Annotated in this window: 13 protein-coding genes; 11 read left to right on the forward strand and 2 right to left on the reverse strand. The window is 71.1% G+C overall.

Annotated elements, in window-relative coordinates:
• Positions 1-205: 205 nt before the first annotated feature.
• Positions 206-889 (reverse strand): bifunctional DNA primase/polymerase, encoded by a 684-nt coding sequence (locus tag QIY60_RS12695; protein WP_101389223.1) that lies wholly within the window; start codon positions 887-889, stop codon positions 206-208.
• A gap of 422 nt (positions 890-1311) precedes the next feature.
• Between QIY60_RS12695 and QIY60_RS12700 the strand changes: the two genes are divergently transcribed.
• On the forward strand, positions 1312-2814 hold the full coding sequence (locus QIY60_RS12700) for a PP2C family protein-serine/threonine phosphatase (RefSeq protein ID WP_283145909.1): 1503 nt from the start codon (positions 1312-1314) through the stop codon (positions 2812-2814).
• 170 nt (positions 2815-2984) lie between these two features.
• Positions 2985-4451 (forward strand): aminopeptidase P family protein, encoded by a 1467-nt coding sequence (locus tag QIY60_RS12705; protein ID WP_283142510.1) that lies wholly within the window; start codon positions 2985-2987, stop codon positions 4449-4451.
• Positions 4452-4532: 81 nt separating this feature from the next.
• Here QIY60_RS12705 and QIY60_RS12710 read toward each other — a convergent pair whose 3' ends face one another.
• A complete protein-coding gene (locus QIY60_RS12710; protein ID WP_067162271.1) occupies positions 4533-4997 on the reverse strand; it encodes an ATP-binding protein in 465 nt (154 codons plus the stop codon).
• 250 nt (positions 4998-5247) lie between these two features.
• Between QIY60_RS12710 and QIY60_RS12715 the strand changes: the two genes are divergently transcribed.
• The 9 genes from QIY60_RS12715 (at position 5248) to QIY60_RS12755 (ending at position 15074) form a co-directional block, all read left to right on the forward strand.
• Positions 5248-6087: a hypothetical protein gene (locus tag QIY60_RS12715; RefSeq protein ID WP_283142511.1), complete on the forward strand. Its 840-nt coding sequence runs from the start codon at positions 5248-5250 to the stop codon at positions 6085-6087.
• Between the two features lie 120 nt (positions 6088-6207).
• Positions 6208-6945: a YcnI family protein gene (locus QIY60_RS12720; protein ID WP_283142512.1), complete on the forward strand. Its 738-nt coding sequence runs from the start codon at positions 6208-6210 to the stop codon at positions 6943-6945.
• Positions 6946-6983: 38 nt separating this feature from the next.
• Positions 6984-7640 (forward strand): SCO family protein, encoded by a 657-nt coding sequence (locus QIY60_RS12725; protein WP_283142513.1) that lies wholly within the window; start codon positions 6984-6986, stop codon positions 7638-7640.
• A complete protein-coding gene (locus tag QIY60_RS12730) occupies positions 7637-8095 on the forward strand; it encodes a copper chaperone PCu(A)C (protein ID WP_283142514.1) in 459 nt (152 codons plus the stop codon). The genes QIY60_RS12725 and QIY60_RS12730 overlap by 4 nt, the downstream gene beginning before the upstream one ends.
• Positions 8096-8117: 22 nt before the next feature.
• Positions 8118-10046 (forward strand): copper resistance protein CopC, encoded by a 1929-nt coding sequence (locus tag QIY60_RS12735; protein WP_283142515.1) that lies wholly within the window; start codon positions 8118-8120, stop codon positions 10044-10046.
• A gap of 11 nt (positions 10047-10057) precedes the next feature.
• Positions 10058-11338, forward strand: a complete 1281-nt coding sequence (gene efeB / locus QIY60_RS12740) for an iron uptake transporter deferrochelatase/peroxidase subunit (protein WP_283142516.1) — start codon at positions 10058-10060, stop codon at positions 11336-11338.
• A 71-nt stretch (positions 11339-11409) separates the two neighbouring features.
• Positions 11410-12345, forward strand: a complete 936-nt coding sequence (gene pheA / locus QIY60_RS12745; protein WP_283142517.1) for a prephenate dehydratase — start codon at positions 11410-11412, stop codon at positions 12343-12345.
• A 621-nt stretch (positions 12346-12966) separates the two neighbouring features.
• Complete coding sequence (serS, locus tag QIY60_RS12750; RefSeq protein WP_283142518.1) at positions 12967-14256, forward strand: serine--tRNA ligase; 1290 nt, start codon at positions 12967-12969, stop codon at positions 14254-14256.
• Entirely contained in the window at positions 14253-15074 is an 822-nt protein-coding gene (locus QIY60_RS12755; RefSeq protein WP_283142519.1) for an HAD family hydrolase, read from the forward strand. Before serS ends, QIY60_RS12755 begins: the two co-directional genes overlap by 4 nt.
• Positions 15075-15203: the final 129 nt, after the last annotated feature.

Genomic DNA, 15203 nt, shown 5'->3' on the forward strand with positions numbered 1-15203 from the left:
GGGCGCCCGGTGATCCGAGCGCCCGTTTCCCGTACAAGTGGGGCGCTCTCACACCCGAACGAGTGACACCGGGCTCCGGCGGGAACTCAGCGCCCGTCCCGTTCGCTGACCCAGTACGCCCAGTACGCGGACCGGGTCACCGGCTCGGTGCGCGAGCCGGCCGACGTACCGACCCCACGCGCGAACACCACCCGCCCCCGCGCTGTCAGTACGCGAGCCGGGACCCGCCGTCCGGTGCGCTGGTCGACGCCGCGACCAGCGCGTCCACCACCGCCTCCACGTCCGGCAGCCAGGGCCTGGCCGACCCCGGCAGCGGAGCCCGCTCCCAGCGCACCTGCCCCTTGCCCGTCTCGGACGGGGGCAGCACCAGATATCCGCCCTCTCCGTGGAAGCGGAGCGAACTCGGCACCCAGTCCTTGGAGTAGAGGAGGTCACCCAGACGTTCCATCGAGTACGGAGCCACAAGCAGCGACCACCGGGTGGGCGTCGCCACCACCGGGCCGAGCCGGATGCCCATCTCGTCGAGGACCACGAGCGCCCGCGCCCCGGCGACAGCCGGGAGGCTCACCGCGCACGGGGCCGTGCCGCCCGTCGCAAGGAGCACGGGGGCGGCCGGGCGGTTGGTCCACCACCAGCGCACCAGGCGTTCGTCGGTCGAGGCCGCGAGGAGCCCCGGGTCGAAGGGGTGCGCCCCCGGGACGGCGCAATCGGGGTCGGGACAGGCACAGCCGCGGCCCCGGTCACCGCGGCCGCCGGCCGCCTTGAGTCCCACACCTGGGAGTACGGGCCATTTCCACTCGGTCGCGCAGGTCAGCGCGGCGCCAAGCTGAGCAGCCCTTTCACTGCGCCGGAACCGGAGCCTGCGTCGCCTTCCGAGGATCTCGCGCATGAGCGCTCGTTCCTTTCCGTTGAACGCCGAGGTCCACATCACACCATGTGTGCATCACTTCACTGCGCGTACATGCTCTATGAGCTCTGCGAGCCTGCGGTACGGGTAACCCGTCAGGACCGAGCGTGGGCTGTGACCATTAAACGCATGGCGAGGGGTGGCGTGCGCGTGGCGCTTGCCGTCCCTTGTGCAAAAACCCCGCCACTCGGGGATGGGGCGCGGCCGTCGGCTGTTAAGACGCCCTGGCCCGCCGCCGGGTTCCGGGACACCGTCAACTGCCCCTGGCCATCACCGAGTACGTACCCAACCCGCTCGATATGACGCGCTCTTGAACGCCCTCAGTCGACCCCAGAGATGGGCCACAGGGGGCATTTTTCCGCCAAGTTGAACACCCCCCGGACACCAACAATCCCGCTATGACAATGCTGGACATCCCCTTACTTGTGCGTGTACATCTGGATGCATTGATGGCGGCGCAGATTGACATGGGGGTTTGCGATGCTATTGAGCGGAATCGACCGGTCGGAAAGCCGACTGCCATGAGCGCCCCACACCTGCCGAAAGTGGCTGGAATCGATCCAGCCGTCCCGCCCCCCGCGCACACTTCTGCGCCTCTGCCCACATCCACCCCCGCCTCTCCCACGGGCCCCGGAGCAGTGATCCAGGACCGGCTGGCCGGCTGGGTCTCCGACCTCACCACGCTGCACGAACTCACCGAGCGCCTCTCCCGCACCTACGTGCTCGACGACGCCCTCAACGAGCTGCTGCGGGCCGGTGCCGCGCTGGTCGGTGCCCGGCGCGGCCTGGTCGTCCTGGAGCCCGCCGACGGTCTGGGCCCCGCCGTCACCACCGGCCTCGGCCTCGCCCACGCCGACCTCGGCCACATCGAGACGGTCCCGCGCAGCGCCACCCCGTACGGCAGGATCCTCGACGGCCTCCCCGACGCCGACGGCGGCTCCGACCTGGTCGGCGAGGCGGGCAGCGGCCCCGGCCCCGACCCGCGCCACCGCGAGGTCGCCGCCCGGCTCGGCTACGCCGCCAGCTACGCGCTGCCCCTCACCACCGACGCGGGCGACCGCATGGGCGCGGCGGTCTGGCTCTACGACGAGCCCGCCGAGCCGCCCGAGCGCCGCCGCCACCTCGTCGGGCTCTATCTGCGCCAGGCCGCCGAGCACGTGGCCCGGCTGGTCGAGCTGGACCGCGCGCGCACCCGGCTCGCCACCGTCACCGAGGAGCTGCTGCCCAGCAGACTGCCCCGGGTGGCCCGGGTGCAGCTCGCCGCCCGCCACCGCACCGGGCCGCGCGGCGGCGGCGACTGGTACGACGCGCTGCCGCTGCCCGAGGGCGCGCTCGGCCTCGCGGTCGGGTCCGTCACCGGGTCCGGGCCGAGCGCCGTCGCCGCGATGGGCCGGCTGCGCGCCAGCCTGCGGGCGTACGCGGTGATGGAGGGCGAGGACCCGGTCGCCGTCCTCTCCGACCTCGAACTGCTGCTGCGGCTGACCGAGCCTGCCCGCTCGGCGACCGCGCTCTTCGCGTACTGCGAGCCCACGCGCGGCAAGATCGTCCTCGCCGGGGCCGGGCACGCGCCGCCGCTGATCGTCGGCGAGCGCCGCACCGAGTACGTGGAGACCTCGCTCTCCGCGCCGCTGGGGATGCTGGCGTGCTGGGAGGCGCCCAGCGTGGAGATCCGGCCCGCGGCCGGAGAAACGGTGCTGCTGTACACCGACGGGCTGCTCCACCGCACCGGCGACCCGATGGACCGGGCCTTCGCCCGCCTCCACGCGGCGGCCGCGAGCGTTCCGAGGGCCGCCCGCGACGACCCGGGCGCGATCGCCGACCACGTCCTGCGGACCGTGCTGCCGGACGGGCTCGACGCGTCGGGCTGCGGCGAGGACGTGGTGCTGCTCGCGGCCCGCTTCGGGTAGCGGCCCGGGCGGCTCCGCGGGCCTGGAAGGGGCCGTGGCGCAGGCCGCGGACGGCCTCGGCCCCGGTAGCGGTCGCCTACGGGGTGTAACAGGCCCTACGGCCCTGGACCCTTTTCCACCCGCCCGTACGATGGACGGAGGTCCAATGTCGTACTAAGTGGAGGCAGACCGTGGCCGAGCAGCTCACCCCGGAGACCCCGGAAGAGTCGGAAGAGCAGCCGATCAAGCAGCGCAAGAACGGCCTGTACCCGGGCGTGTCCGACGAGCTGGCCGAGAACATGAAGTCCGGCTGGGCCGACACCGAGCTGCACGGCCTTGAGCCGATCGCCCAGGCCGCGCACACCGCCGACCGCCGCGCCGCGCTGTCCGAGCGCTTCCCCGGCGAGCGCCTGGTGATCCCCGCGGGCAATCTGAAGACCCGCTCGAACGACACCGAGTACAGCTTCCGCGCCTCCACCGAGTACGCGTACCTCACCGGCGACCAGACGCAGGACGGCGTGCTGGTCCTGGAGCCCAAGGGCGACGGCCACCGGGCGACGATCTACCTGCTGCCCCGCTCCGACCGGGAGAACGGCGAGTTCTGGCTGGACGGCCAGGGCGAGCTGTGGGTCGGCCGGCGCCACTCGCTGGGCGAGGCCGAGCAGCTCCTCGGGATCCCGGCCAAGGACGTCCGCGAGCTGGCCGCCGCGCTCAAGGAGGCCACCGGCCCGGTCCGCAACGTGCGCGGCCACGACGCCGGCATCGAGGCGGCGCTCACCGACAAGGTCACCGCCGAGCGCGACGAGGAGCTGCGGGAGTACCTGTCCGAGGCGCGCCTGGTGAAGGACGCCTTCGAGGTCTCCGAGCTGCGCAAGGCCTGCGACGCCACCGCGCGCGGCTTCGAGGACGTCGTCAAGGTGCTCGACAAGGCCGAGGCGACCAGCGAGCGCTACATCGAAGGAACGTTCTTCCTGCGCGCCCGCGTCGAGGGCAACGACATCGGCTACGGCTCGATCTGCGCGGCCGGCCCGCACGCCACCACCCTGCACTGGGTGCGCAACGACGGCGCCGTGCGCCCGGGCGAGCTGCTCCTGCTCGACGCCGGCGTCGAGACCAACGAGCTGTACACCGCGGACGTCACGCGCACGCTGCCGATCAACGGCACGTTCTCGCCGCTCCAGCGGAAGATCTACGACGCGGTGTACGAGGCCCAGGAGGCCGGTATCGCCGCGGTGAAGCCGGGCGCCCCCTACCGCGCCTTCCACGACGCCGCCCAGCGCGTCCTCGCCGAGAAGCTCGTCGAGTGGGGCCTGTTCGGCGACCTGGACGTGGAGAAGGTCCTGGAGCTCGGCCTCCAGCGCCGCTGGACCCTGCACGGCACCGGCCACATGCTCGGCATGGACGTCCACGACTGCGCCGCCGCGCGCACCGAGACGTACGTAGCGGGCGACCTGGAGCCGGGCATGTGCCTGACCGTCGAGCCCGGTCTGTACTTCCAGGCCGACGACCTGACCGTGCCCGAGGAGTACCGGGGCATCGGCGTCCGGATCGAGGACGACATCCTGGTGACCGAGGACGGCAACGAGAACCTGTCGGCCTCGCTGCCGCGCCGGGCCGACGAGGTCGAGGCGTGGATGGCGCGGGTCAAGCAGGGCTGACGCCGCCGCGAGTGCCGGAGCCCGGTCGCCCCTCGGGGTGGCCGGGCTCTTCTCGTACCGCCGCTCACGCCCGCGTCGTGGTCACGAGACGTTGAGGAGGGCGCCCTCCCGCCACTTCAGGATCTTGTCGAAGCTCACCACGGCGCCTCTGCCCGGCCGGTTGCCGAAGTGGACGTGGTCGGCGAGCTGCTCGATCAGACAGAGTCCTCTGCCGTGCTCCGCCATGGCGGAGCCCAATGTGCTGTTCATCCGTGCTGCGGTGCGACGGCCTCGTCGTACGGGAAAGCCCGGCCCCGAGTCGGCGACCTCGATACGGCATTTCTCGCCGTCCAGATACGCGGTCACCCGGTACGCCGCCGAGGTGCCGGACCCTTCGTCCCCACCGTGCTCGACCGCGTTCGCACACGCTTCGCCGAGTGCGACCGACAGGTCGTAGGAGATGTCCGGATCGACGCCCGCGGTCTCCATGGTGCCGAGCAGTAGACGACGTGCGAGCGGAACGCTCGCGGCCTCGCGCCGCAAATGGAGTGACCACCAGATGCTCATGCTCCGGCCTCCTGGCTGCGGCTCGACATACCCCTACGTATTGCCGCAACCCGTGGTTCGTAAGCACGGACTTGACGTGATAGCGCTCATTCGGCGGATGTGGGCGCTCCCCGTACCGGTGTATGGGCGCGGCGACCGGCCACCCGTCCGGTTTCGGACAGCCGGGGAAGAATGTGATCATCACAGGAATACGGCACCTTGTGGACCTGCCGTATGGGACGGGTAAGGCTGGTGCGATGATGGCCCCGCCATGTCTGCCCGACACGCCCGACACACCGACGCAGGAGCCGGTCTCCGGCTGCTGAGGGCCGCGGTCTTCGCCGCGGTCTGCGTCGTGCTGTCCGCGCTCGGGCACGTCCTGGCCGCCTGTGCGACGGTCCCCTGGTGGACGCTGCTCGCCGGGTTCCTCGGGGTGTTCGCGGTCGCCGCGCCGCTCGCCGGACGGGAGCGCACGCTGCCGTCCATCGCGGGCGCCCTGGCCGCCGGGCAGCTCGGGCTGCACTCCCTGTTCGGCATCGGCCAGCACACGGCCGCCGCCTCCGGCAACGGGGCCACCGGCGACACCTCGCTGCTGCGGCTCGCCGCCAAGCTGGTCTGCGGCCCGGCCGCGTCGGCCCAGCTGACGGCCTCGGACGCGCGACGGATCGTCACCGACGCGGGCCTGCGCCCGCCCTCCGGTGCCACCTCCGCCGCACACGGCCCCATGGCCGGAATGCCCGGGATGACCGGTTCCGCCTCGACGCACAGCGTCCTGGCCGGACTGTTCCCGTCGCTCCCCATGCTTCTCGGCCATCTGCTTGCCGCGCTGCTGACCGGCTGGCTGCTGCGCCGCGGCGAGGCCGCGCTCTTCCGTCTGGTGCGGCTCTCCGCCCAGGCCGCCACCACCGCCGCCGAAGGGGCGTGCGCACGTTCGCTGCGCGCCGCTCTCGGGTTCGTACGAGCTCTGCTCGCCGGTCTGCCGGGGGCGCCCGGGCACGGCCCGCGCCTTCCGCTCGGCCGGCTCGCCACTCCCCTGCCGCCGGCCGGGGAAGCACTCCAGCACTCGGTGATCAGGCGCGGGCCGCCCGCCGTATACGCCCTCGCAGCCTGACGCGGCCCACTCCGTAAGAAGCCAGACGACACCCGTCCCAGGAGTGGTCCGTGGAGTCCGCGCGCATCCGCGCTCCGGACCGTCACCACTGACCTTCCTGCTGACTGGAGTGTCTCCGCCATGAACGTTTCCCGCCGTATCGCCGTCGTCGGTGCCGTCGCCGGCTCGTCCGTCCTGATGCTGGCCGGCCCTGCCCTCGCGCACGTCGGCGTACAGCCCGAGGGAACGGCCGCGAAGGGCGGCTACGCCGTCGTCAACTTCAAGGTGCCCAACGAGCGCGACAACGCCTCGACGATCAAGCTCGAGGTCAGCTTCCCGGCCGACCACCCGCTGGCGTCCGTCCAGCCGGAGGCGCTGCCGGGCTGGAACATCGAGGTCACCAAGTCCAAGCTCGACAAGCCGCTGACCATGCACGGCAAGCAGATCAACGAGGCCGTCACCAAGGTGACCTGGAGCGGCGGCAAGATCGCCCCCGGCTACTTCCAGAAGTTCCCGCTCTCCATCGGCGCGCTCCCCACCGACACCGACCAGCTGGTCTTCAAGGCCGTCCAGACGTACGACAACGGCGATGTCTCCCGCTGGATCGAGGAGCAGAAGAAGGGCGCCGAGGAGCCGGAGAACCCGGCGCCGGTTCTCGCGCTGTCCGCCGCCACCGCTGACCACCACGGCGGTGCCGCGCCCGCGTCCGACGACAAGAAGGACGACGACATGGCCGGGCACGACGACAAGAAGACCGAGGCCGCCTCGGACTCCAAGGACAACGACAACACCGCGCGCGCACTCGGCGTCGTGGGCATCGTCGTCGGCGTCGCCGGTGTGGCCTTCGGCGTGCTCGCCGGACGCCGCCGGGACGCGTAATCCCGCCAGGCCCCTCCCCCCGACCGGAAACTTTTCCCATGCGCACCAAGTACGTGCCTGCTGCCATCGCTTTCGCGGTGGCGGCGGCGCTCACACTGACCGCGTGCGGTGACAGCGACGACAAGGCCAAGAGCCCCGTCACCGATGTCTCCGCCGACACCAGCAACAAGGCCGGCACCGTCCTCGACCGGCCGTTCACCAAGCCTGACTTCGTCCTGACCGACACCCAGGGCAAGAAGTTCGACTTCCGTGAGCGGACCAAGGGCAAGCCGACCCTCATCTACTTCGGCTACACCAACTGCCCCGACGTGTGCCCCCTGACGATGAGCAACATCGCCATCGCCAAGAAGCACCTGCCCAAGGCCGACCAGGACAAGCTCCAGGTCGTCTTCGTGACCACCGACCCCGACCGGGACACCCCCGAGTCGCTCGGCAAGTGGCTCAAGGCGCAGGACCCGTCGTTCATCGGCCTGACCGGTGACTTCCCGACCATCCAGGCCGGGGCCCGCTCGATCGGCATCGGTATCGACCCGGCGACGAAGGACAAGGACGGGAAGGTCGTGTCCATGCACGGCGCCCAGGTCATCGCCTTCTCGCCGAAGACCGACCAGGGGTACGTCCTGTACGGCGACACCGCCACCGCAGAGGACTACACGAAGGACCTGCCGAAGATCATTCTTGGAGAAAACCCGTGAACCGCCGCACCACCCTCACCTCCGTCATCGCCCTGACCGCCGGACTGGCGCTGGCGGGCTGCTCGTCCGACAGCTCCGACGGCAAGCCCGACCTGAAGATCGACCAGGCGTTCATGCCGGAACCGGTGAGCGCGGACATGGCCGGCGGCTTCCTGGTCGTGAAGAACGACAGCAAGACCGCGGACAAGCTGACCAAGGTCACCAGCGACGTCTCCGACGACGTCACGATGCACGCGACCAAGGACCAGAAGATGCGGGAGGTGAAGACCTTCGACATACCGGCGGGCGGCGAGCTCGACCTCGAACGCGGTGGCAACCACATCATGTTCATGGGCCTGAAGAAGAAGCCGAAGCAGGGCGACAAGGTCGCCGTCGACCTGCACTTCGAGAAGGTCGGCACGGTCCGGGTCGAACTGCCGGTCAAGGAATCCACCTACAACCCGAAGCACCACTGAGGGATGAGGGACTGAACAGACGATGACGGCCACCGCCCCACGCTTCGGAACCGCCCTGGCCCGGCTGCTGCTCGTCGCGGCCGCCCTGCTCGGCGCGGTGTTCGCGACCGCTTCCCCCGCCTCGGCGCACGCCGCGGTCACCGCGACCAACCCGAAGGACGGGGCGGTGGTCGCCTCCGCCCCCAAGGACGTCGACCTCACCTTCTCCGAGCAGGTCGCCATGGACGACAAGTCCATCCGGGTCCTCGACCCGAACGGCAAGCGCGCCGACACCGGCGAACTGCTCAACCTGTGCAGCGGCTCCATCGTGAAGTACGGAGTGAGCCTGCGCGACGGACTGCCCAAGGGCACCTACACCGTGGCCTGGCAGGCCGTCTCGGCCGACAGCCACCCGGTCGCGGGCGCCTTCACGTTCTCCATCGGAGCCCCCTCCAAGACCACCGTCTCGCTGTCCGCCCCGGACGTCGGCGGCGGTCTGGTCGGCGCCCTCTACGACACCATGCGCTACGCCGCGTACGCCGGCTTCATCCTCTTCACCGGCGGCGGCGCCTTCGTCCTTGCCTGCTGGCAGCGGGGCGCCTCGGTGCGCCCGGTGCAGCGGCTCGTCGTCGGCGGCTGGCTGACGATGACCGCGGCCACCATCGCGCTGCTGCTCCTGCGGACCCCCTACACCGGCTCCGGGGAGCTCGCGGACGCCTTCGACCTCGACGGGCTCAAGGCGGTCCTGCAGACCAAGTCCGGTGCCGCGCTCAGCTCCCGGCTGCTGCTGCTCAGCGCCGCCGCGCTGTTCATCTCCGTACTGTTCGGCGCGTACGCCAAGCGCGAGAACGAGGAGAAGAAGGACCTCACCTACGGGCTCGCCATCGGCGGCTTCGTGGTGGCCGCGGGCATCGCCGCCACCTGGGCACTCGCCGAGCACGCCTCGACCGGCATCCAGACGGCGCTCGCGATGCCCGTCGCGGTGGTGCACCTGCTGTCCGTGGCGACCTGGCTGGGCGGGCTCGCGACCCTGCTCGTGGCGCTGCACCTGACGCCCTCGGTGGAGCGGGCGGCGGTGCGGCGGTTCTCCCGGATCGCCTTCTGGAGCGTGGCCGTCCTGGCGTCGACCGGCGTCTACCAGGCCTGGCGCCAGGTCGGCTCCTGGTCCGCGCTGACCGGGACCGGTTACGGGCAGATCCTGCTCGTGAAGGTCGGGCTGATCGCGGTGCTGCTCTCCGCCGCGTACATCTCGCGCCGCTGGACCGGGCAGCTCTCCGAGCACGCGGCCCCCGAGGCCGAGGCGGCCTCCATCGTGGAGCGGCGGGCGGCCGAGCCGGAGCTCTCCGAGGAGCCGGAGCCGGTGACCGTGCCGGACGACGCCAAGAGCCCGGCCGACCGCAAGCGCGCCCAGCAGCTGGCCCGCCAGCAGGCCGCCATGACGATCGCCCGCGAGAAGCGCATCCGCGACGCCGACCCGCAGCGGTCGGGGCTGCGGCGCTCGGTGCTCACCGAGGCCGGGGTCGCGGTGGCGGTGCTCGCCGTGGCGACGATCCTGTCGTCGACCGAACCGGGGCGTACGCAGGAGGCCGCGGCCGCCGCCCAGTCGACCACCCAGGTGGCCGTGCCGGACCGGCCGATCAGCATCCGCATCCCCTTCGACACCGGCGGCAAGAACGGCAAGGGCACCGTCCGCCTCACCCTGGACCCGGGCCGCACCGGCGCCAACGAGATGCACGTGTGGACGGACGACGCGGCGGCCAAGCCGCTGGACGCGCCGGAGGTGAAGGTCGCGTTCACGCTGACCGCCAAGGCGATCGGCCCGCTGCCCGTCGCGCCCGAGCGCATCACCCGGGGACACTGGAGCGCGACCGGCGTCCAGCTCCCGATGCCGGGCGACTGGCAGGTGTCCGTGACCGTGCGGACCTCCGACATCGACCAGGTCACCGTCGACAAGAACATCAAGATCGGCTGAGTACGGACCCCATGACCGACCAGATCAACGAGATCAACCAGAGCACCGACGGCACCGACGCGCCCGTCGACATGACCCGTCGGCGCCTGCTCGGCACGGTGGGAGCGGCGGGCGCGGCCGGTGTCGCGCTGGGTGCGACGGGCGGCGCGCTCATCCACGCCGCCGTCGAGTCGGACGGGTCGGGGGCTCCCGAGCTGTCCTCGGTCGGCGCCACCGAGGTCGCGTTTCACGTGAAACACCAAGCGGGGATCTCCACTCCGCTTCAGGCCTGCGGCCATCTGATCGCCTTCGACCTCGCACCCGGCGCCGGGCGCAAGGAGGCGGCGGCGCTGCTGCGGCGCTGGTCGGCGACGGCGAAGGCGCTGATGGCGGGCGAGCCGACGGGCGCGGACACCGGGGTCGCGCTGGACGCGGGCCCGTCCTCGCTCACCGTCACCTTCGGCTTCGGCCGCACCTTCTTCGACCGTACGGGCCTGGTGGCGCAGCGCCCGGTCGAGCTGGACCCGCTGCCGGACTTCTCCTCGGACCGGCTGGACCCCAAGCGCTCCAACGGCGATCTGTGGGTGCAGATCGGCGCGGACGACGCCCTGGTGGCCTTCCACGCGCTGCGCGCGCTCCAGAAGGACGCGGGCGCGGCGGCCCGGGTGCGCTGGCAGATGAACGGCTTCAACCGGACGCCCGGCGCCACGAAGAAGCCGATGACGGCCCGCAATCTGATGGGCCAGATCGACGGCACCGGCAACCCCAAGCCCGCCGACCGCGACTTCGAGAAGCGGATCTTCGTCCCGGACAGCGGCAAGCCGGCGTGGATGGCCAACGGCTCGTACGCGGTGGTGCGCCGGATCAGGATGCTGCTCGACGACTGGGAGAAGGTGCCCCTCGCCCAGCAGGAGCAGGTGATCGGCCGCAAGAAGGCGAACGGCGCCCCTCTTTCGGGGGGTACCGAGACGACCGCGATGCAGCTCGACAAGTTCGGCCCGGACGGCAAGCTGGTCATCCCGGACAACGCGCACGCCCGGATCTCCGCGCCCGAGCAGAACGGCGGCGCGGCGATGCTGCGGCGCGCCTTCTCGTACCACGACGGGATCTCGGCGGACGGGGTGCCGGACGCGGGCCTGCTGTTCGTCGCCTGGCAGGCCGACCCGCTGCGGGGCTTCGTGCCGGTGCAGCGCAAGCTCGACCGGGGCGACGCCCTTTCGGCGTTCATCCGGCACGAGTCGAGCGGCCTGTTCGCGGTGCCCGGCGGCCCGCGCGCGGGCGAGTACGTGGGTCAGCTGCTGCTGGAGTCGTGAGCCGTGGCCGGTGGGTCCTGACCGTTCGAGACGGCCCTCGCCCGTGACGGCAGGCCATTAGGGTGACGGGTATGTCCGCCACGCGATACACCTATCTGGGTCCCGAAGGCACCTTCACCGAGGCCGCGCTGCGCACGCTGCCGGAGGCGGCGACCCGTGAGCTGGTGCCGATGGTGTCCGTGCCCGCCGCGCTCGACGCGGTACGCAACGGGGAGGCCGCGGCCGCGCTCGTGCCCATCGAGAACTCGGTGGAGGGCGGGGTCACCGCGACCCTGGACGAGCTGGCCTCCGGCGAGCCGCTGATGATCTACCGCGAGGTGCTGCTGCCGATCGCCTTCGCGCTGCTCGTGCGGCCGGGGACGAAGCTGTCGGACATCAAGACGGTGACCGGGCACCCGGTGGCCCAGCCGCAGGTGCGCAACTGGCTGCGCACGCATCTGCCCGAGGCGCTGTGGGAGTCGGCCGCGTCCAACGCGGACGGCGCCCGCCTCGTCCAGGAGGGCCGGTTCGACGCGGCGTTCGCGGGCGAGTTCGCGGCGGCGACGTACGGGCTCGAACCGCTGGTCACCGAGATCCACGACGCGGAGAACGCGGAGACGCGGTTCGTGCTGGTGGGACGCCCGGCCCGGCCGGCCGCGCCGACCGGTGCGGACAAGACGTCCGTGGTGATCTGGCTGGGCGACGACCACCCCGGCGCGCTGCTCGAACTGCTCCAGGAGTTCGCCGTACGCGGGGTCAACCTGATGCTCATCCAGTCCCGGCCGACGGGTGCGGGCATCGGCAACTACTGCTTCGCGGTAGATGCCGAGGGCCACATCTCTGACCGGCGCGTCGGCGAGGCACTGATGGGGCTGAAGCGGATCTGCCCGAAGGTGCGCTTCCTCGGCTCGTACCCGCGCGCGGGTGTGACGGCCGACGAAGTGCGCACCGCGCGGCCGGGGACCTCGGACGCCGAGTTCGTGGCGGCGGCGGAGTGGCTGGCGCGCAGCCAGGACGGCCGGGCCTGAGCGCTGCCCCGGCGGGCCGGGGCCAGAGGTGAGCCGCGCCCGGGGCGAGTCATGCCCGGGCGGGTTTTCCACCGACCCTCCCGCAGTCCTACCTGCTGATTTTCACTGTCCACAAAGTTATCCACAGGCTCTCTTCTCGACCTGTGGGTAAGTCGACAACGCAACTGGACAGAGTCGACAAATACCTCTAGTGACGACGCATCCATCCACAGGAGATCAGCACGGGCGATGTCACCCCAATTCCCTTGATGAACTCTTTAGAGCGAGCAATTCCCACCCGAATGAGTGTGTGGGAGAGGCTTGAACTGGGAATCCTCGGCCCCGCACCGCGTCAGGGAAGGGATCTTCCGGGCGGTCCACAAGAACTCCCCACACCCTGTGGATAACTTTCCCGGCCTGTGCGCTTCTGTGGACAAGTCCCTTGGGGTGCAAGGGAGTCCGGTCAACCGAAGTCCGGAAAGCACCTCTTTTCAGGGAAAAGGGCGGGCTTTATTGACGCCCGCCCCGGAATTTCTCCACCACATTTCTCAATACGGTCAATTCGGGCAAACCGACACGCGGAACGGGCGCGGCGGGGATATCCGGTGGGGTGCCAGGGATCCGCACCGGTAGCCTGGAGGGGTGATTGACCTTCGCCTGCTCCGTGAGGACCCCGACCGTGTTCGCGCCTCCCAGCGCGCCCGTGGAGAGGACGTCGCGCTCGTCGACGCCCTGCTCTCAGCCGACGAGCGGCGCAGGTCGTCCGGCGTCCGCTTCGACGAGCTGCGCTCCGAGCAGAAGGCGCTCGGCAAGCTCATCCCCAAGGCCTCGCCCGAGGAGCGCGCCGAGCTCCTGCAGAAGGCCGAGCAGCTCAAGGCCGACGTCAAGAGCGCCGAGGCCGAGCAGAACGAGGCGGACGAGGCGGCCAAGCACCTCCTGCTCCAGCTCGGCAACATCGTCCACGAGGACGTGCCGGTCGGCGGCGAGGAGGACTTCGTCGTCCTGGAGACGCACGGCACCATCCGCGACTTCGGGGCCGAGGGCTTCGAGCCCAAGGACCACCTGGAGCTCGGCGAGGCGCTGGGCGCCATCGACGTCGAGCGCGGCGCCAAGGTCTCCGGCTCGCGCTTCTACTACCTGACGGGCGTCGGCGCGCTCCTGGAGCTCGCCCTGGTCAACGCGGCGATCGCGCAGGCCACCGAGGCCGGCTTCATCCCGATGCTCACCCCCGCGCTGGTCCGCCCGCGCGCCATGGAGGGCACCGGCTTCCTCGGCCAGGCCGCGGAGAACGTGTACCACCTGGAGAAGGACGACTACTACCTGGTCGGCACCTCCGAGGTCCCGCTCGCCGCGTACCACATGGACGAGATCATCGACGCGGAGAAGCTGCCGCTGCGCTACGCGGGCTTCTCGCCGTGCTTCCGCCGCGAGGCCGGTACGTACGGCAAGGACACCCGGGGCATCTTCCGGGTCCACCAGTTCGACAAGGTCGAGATGTTCTCGTACGTCCACCCGGACGACGCCGAGAACGAGCACAAGCGGCTCCTGGACTGGGAGAAGCAGTGGCTGACCGGCCTCGAACTGCCCTTCCAGGTGATCGACGTGGCCACCGGTGACCTGGGCGCCTCGGCCTCGCGCAAGTACGACTGCGAGGCGTGGATCCCGACGCAGGGCAAGTACCGCGAGCTGACCTCCGCCTCCAACTGCGACGGCTTCCAGGCGCGCCGGCTGTCCGTGCGCATGCGCGACAACGCCGACGGCAAGAGCAAGGTCCAGCCGCTGGCGACGCTGAACGGCACGCTGTGCGCGGTGCCGCGCACCATCGTGGCGATCCTGGAGAACCACCAGCAGGCCGACGGCTCCGTGCACGTCCCGGCCGTGCTCCGCCCGTACCTGGGCGGCCGCGAGGTGCTGGAGCCCATCGCCAAGTGAGCACCGCCCCGGGAAAGCCGTTCCCGTACAAGCTGATCGCGACCGATCTGGACGGGACGCTGCTGCGCTCCGACGAGACCGTCTCGGAGCGCACCCGTGAAGCGCTCGCCGCGGCCACCGCGGCGGGCGCGGCCCACATCGTGGTGACCGGCCGCGCGGTCCCCTGGACCCGGCACATCCTGGACGACCTGGGGTACCAGGGGCTCGCGGTGTGCGGCCAGGGCGCACAGGTCTACCACGCGGGCGAGCACCGGCTGCTGACCTCGGTGACGCTGGACCGCCAGCTGGCCGGGCTCGCTCTGTCGAAGATAGAGGCCGAGGTCGGCCCGCTGGCGCTGGCCGCGAGCCGGGACGGGCTCGACGGCGAGGTGCTGGTCGGCCCCGGCTACCGGGTCCAGGAGGGCTCGCTGCCGGTCGTCGCCTTCGACCAGGTCGCCGAGTTGTGGTCGGCGCCGCTGAACAAGGTCTACATCCAGCACCCGGAGCTCGGTGACGACGCGCTGGCGCGGATCGCGCGCCAGGTCGTCGGCAGCCTGGTCGACGTGGTGATGGCGGGCGAGGGCGTGGTGGAGCTGCTTCCGCTGGGCCTGAGCAAGGCGACGGGCCTGTCGCTGGCCGCGCGCCGGCTCGGCTGCCGGTCGACGGACACGATCGCTTTCGGCGACATGCCCAACGACATCCCGATGTTCGGCTGGGCCGAGCACGGCGTGGCCATGGCCAACGCCCACGACGAGCTGAAGGCCGTCGCCCACGAGATCACGGCGTCCAACGAGGACGACGGGATCGCGGTGGTCCTGGAGCAGTTGCTGGGCGCGTGAGCGCGTCCGCGCGAGCTGTGATGTGGCCCGCGAAAAGCTGTGATGTAAGGGGCGTCCGCCATGGGTGGACGCCCCTTACCGATCCCGTACCCCAAGGTGACCCGCGCCGTAGCGCGCTCGAAGCGGTCG

The sequence above is a fragment of the Streptomyces sp. BPTC-684 genome, assembly GCF_030028635.1.
Lineage (GTDB): Bacteria > Actinomycetota > Actinomycetes > Streptomycetales > Streptomycetaceae > Streptomyces > Streptomyces noboritoensis.

What these genes read in the sequence shown, in the direction of transcription:
- QIY60_RS12695 (WP_101389223.1), bottom strand. Translation starts at nt 889, where the DNA reads ATGCGCGAGATCCTCGGAAGGCGACGCAGGCTCCGGTTCCGGCGCAGT.
- QIY60_RS12700 (WP_283145909.1), top strand. Translation starts at nt 1,312, where the DNA reads ATGCTGGACATCCCCTTACTTGTGCGTGTACATCTGGATGCATTGATG.
- QIY60_RS12710 (WP_067162271.1), bottom strand. Translation starts at nt 4,997, where the DNA reads ATGAGCATCTGGTGGTCACTCCATTTGCGGCGCGAGGCCGCGAGCGTT.
- QIY60_RS12715 (WP_283142511.1), top strand. Translation starts at nt 5,248, where the DNA reads ATGTCTGCCCGACACGCCCGACACACCGACGCAGGAGCCGGTCTCCGG.
- QIY60_RS12720 (WP_283142512.1), top strand. Translation starts at nt 6,208, where the DNA reads ATGAACGTTTCCCGCCGTATCGCCGTCGTCGGTGCCGTCGCCGGCTCG.
- QIY60_RS12725 (WP_283142513.1), top strand. Translation starts at nt 6,984, where the DNA reads ATGCGCACCAAGTACGTGCCTGCTGCCATCGCTTTCGCGGTGGCGGCG.
- QIY60_RS12735 (WP_283142515.1), top strand. Translation starts at nt 8,118, where the DNA reads ATGACGGCCACCGCCCCACGCTTCGGAACCGCCCTGGCCCGGCTGCTG.
- efeB (WP_283142516.1), top strand. Translation starts at nt 10,058, where the DNA reads ATGACCGACCAGATCAACGAGATCAACCAGAGCACCGACGGCACCGAC.
- pheA (WP_283142517.1), top strand. Translation starts at nt 11,410, where the DNA reads ATGTCCGCCACGCGATACACCTATCTGGGTCCCGAAGGCACCTTCACC.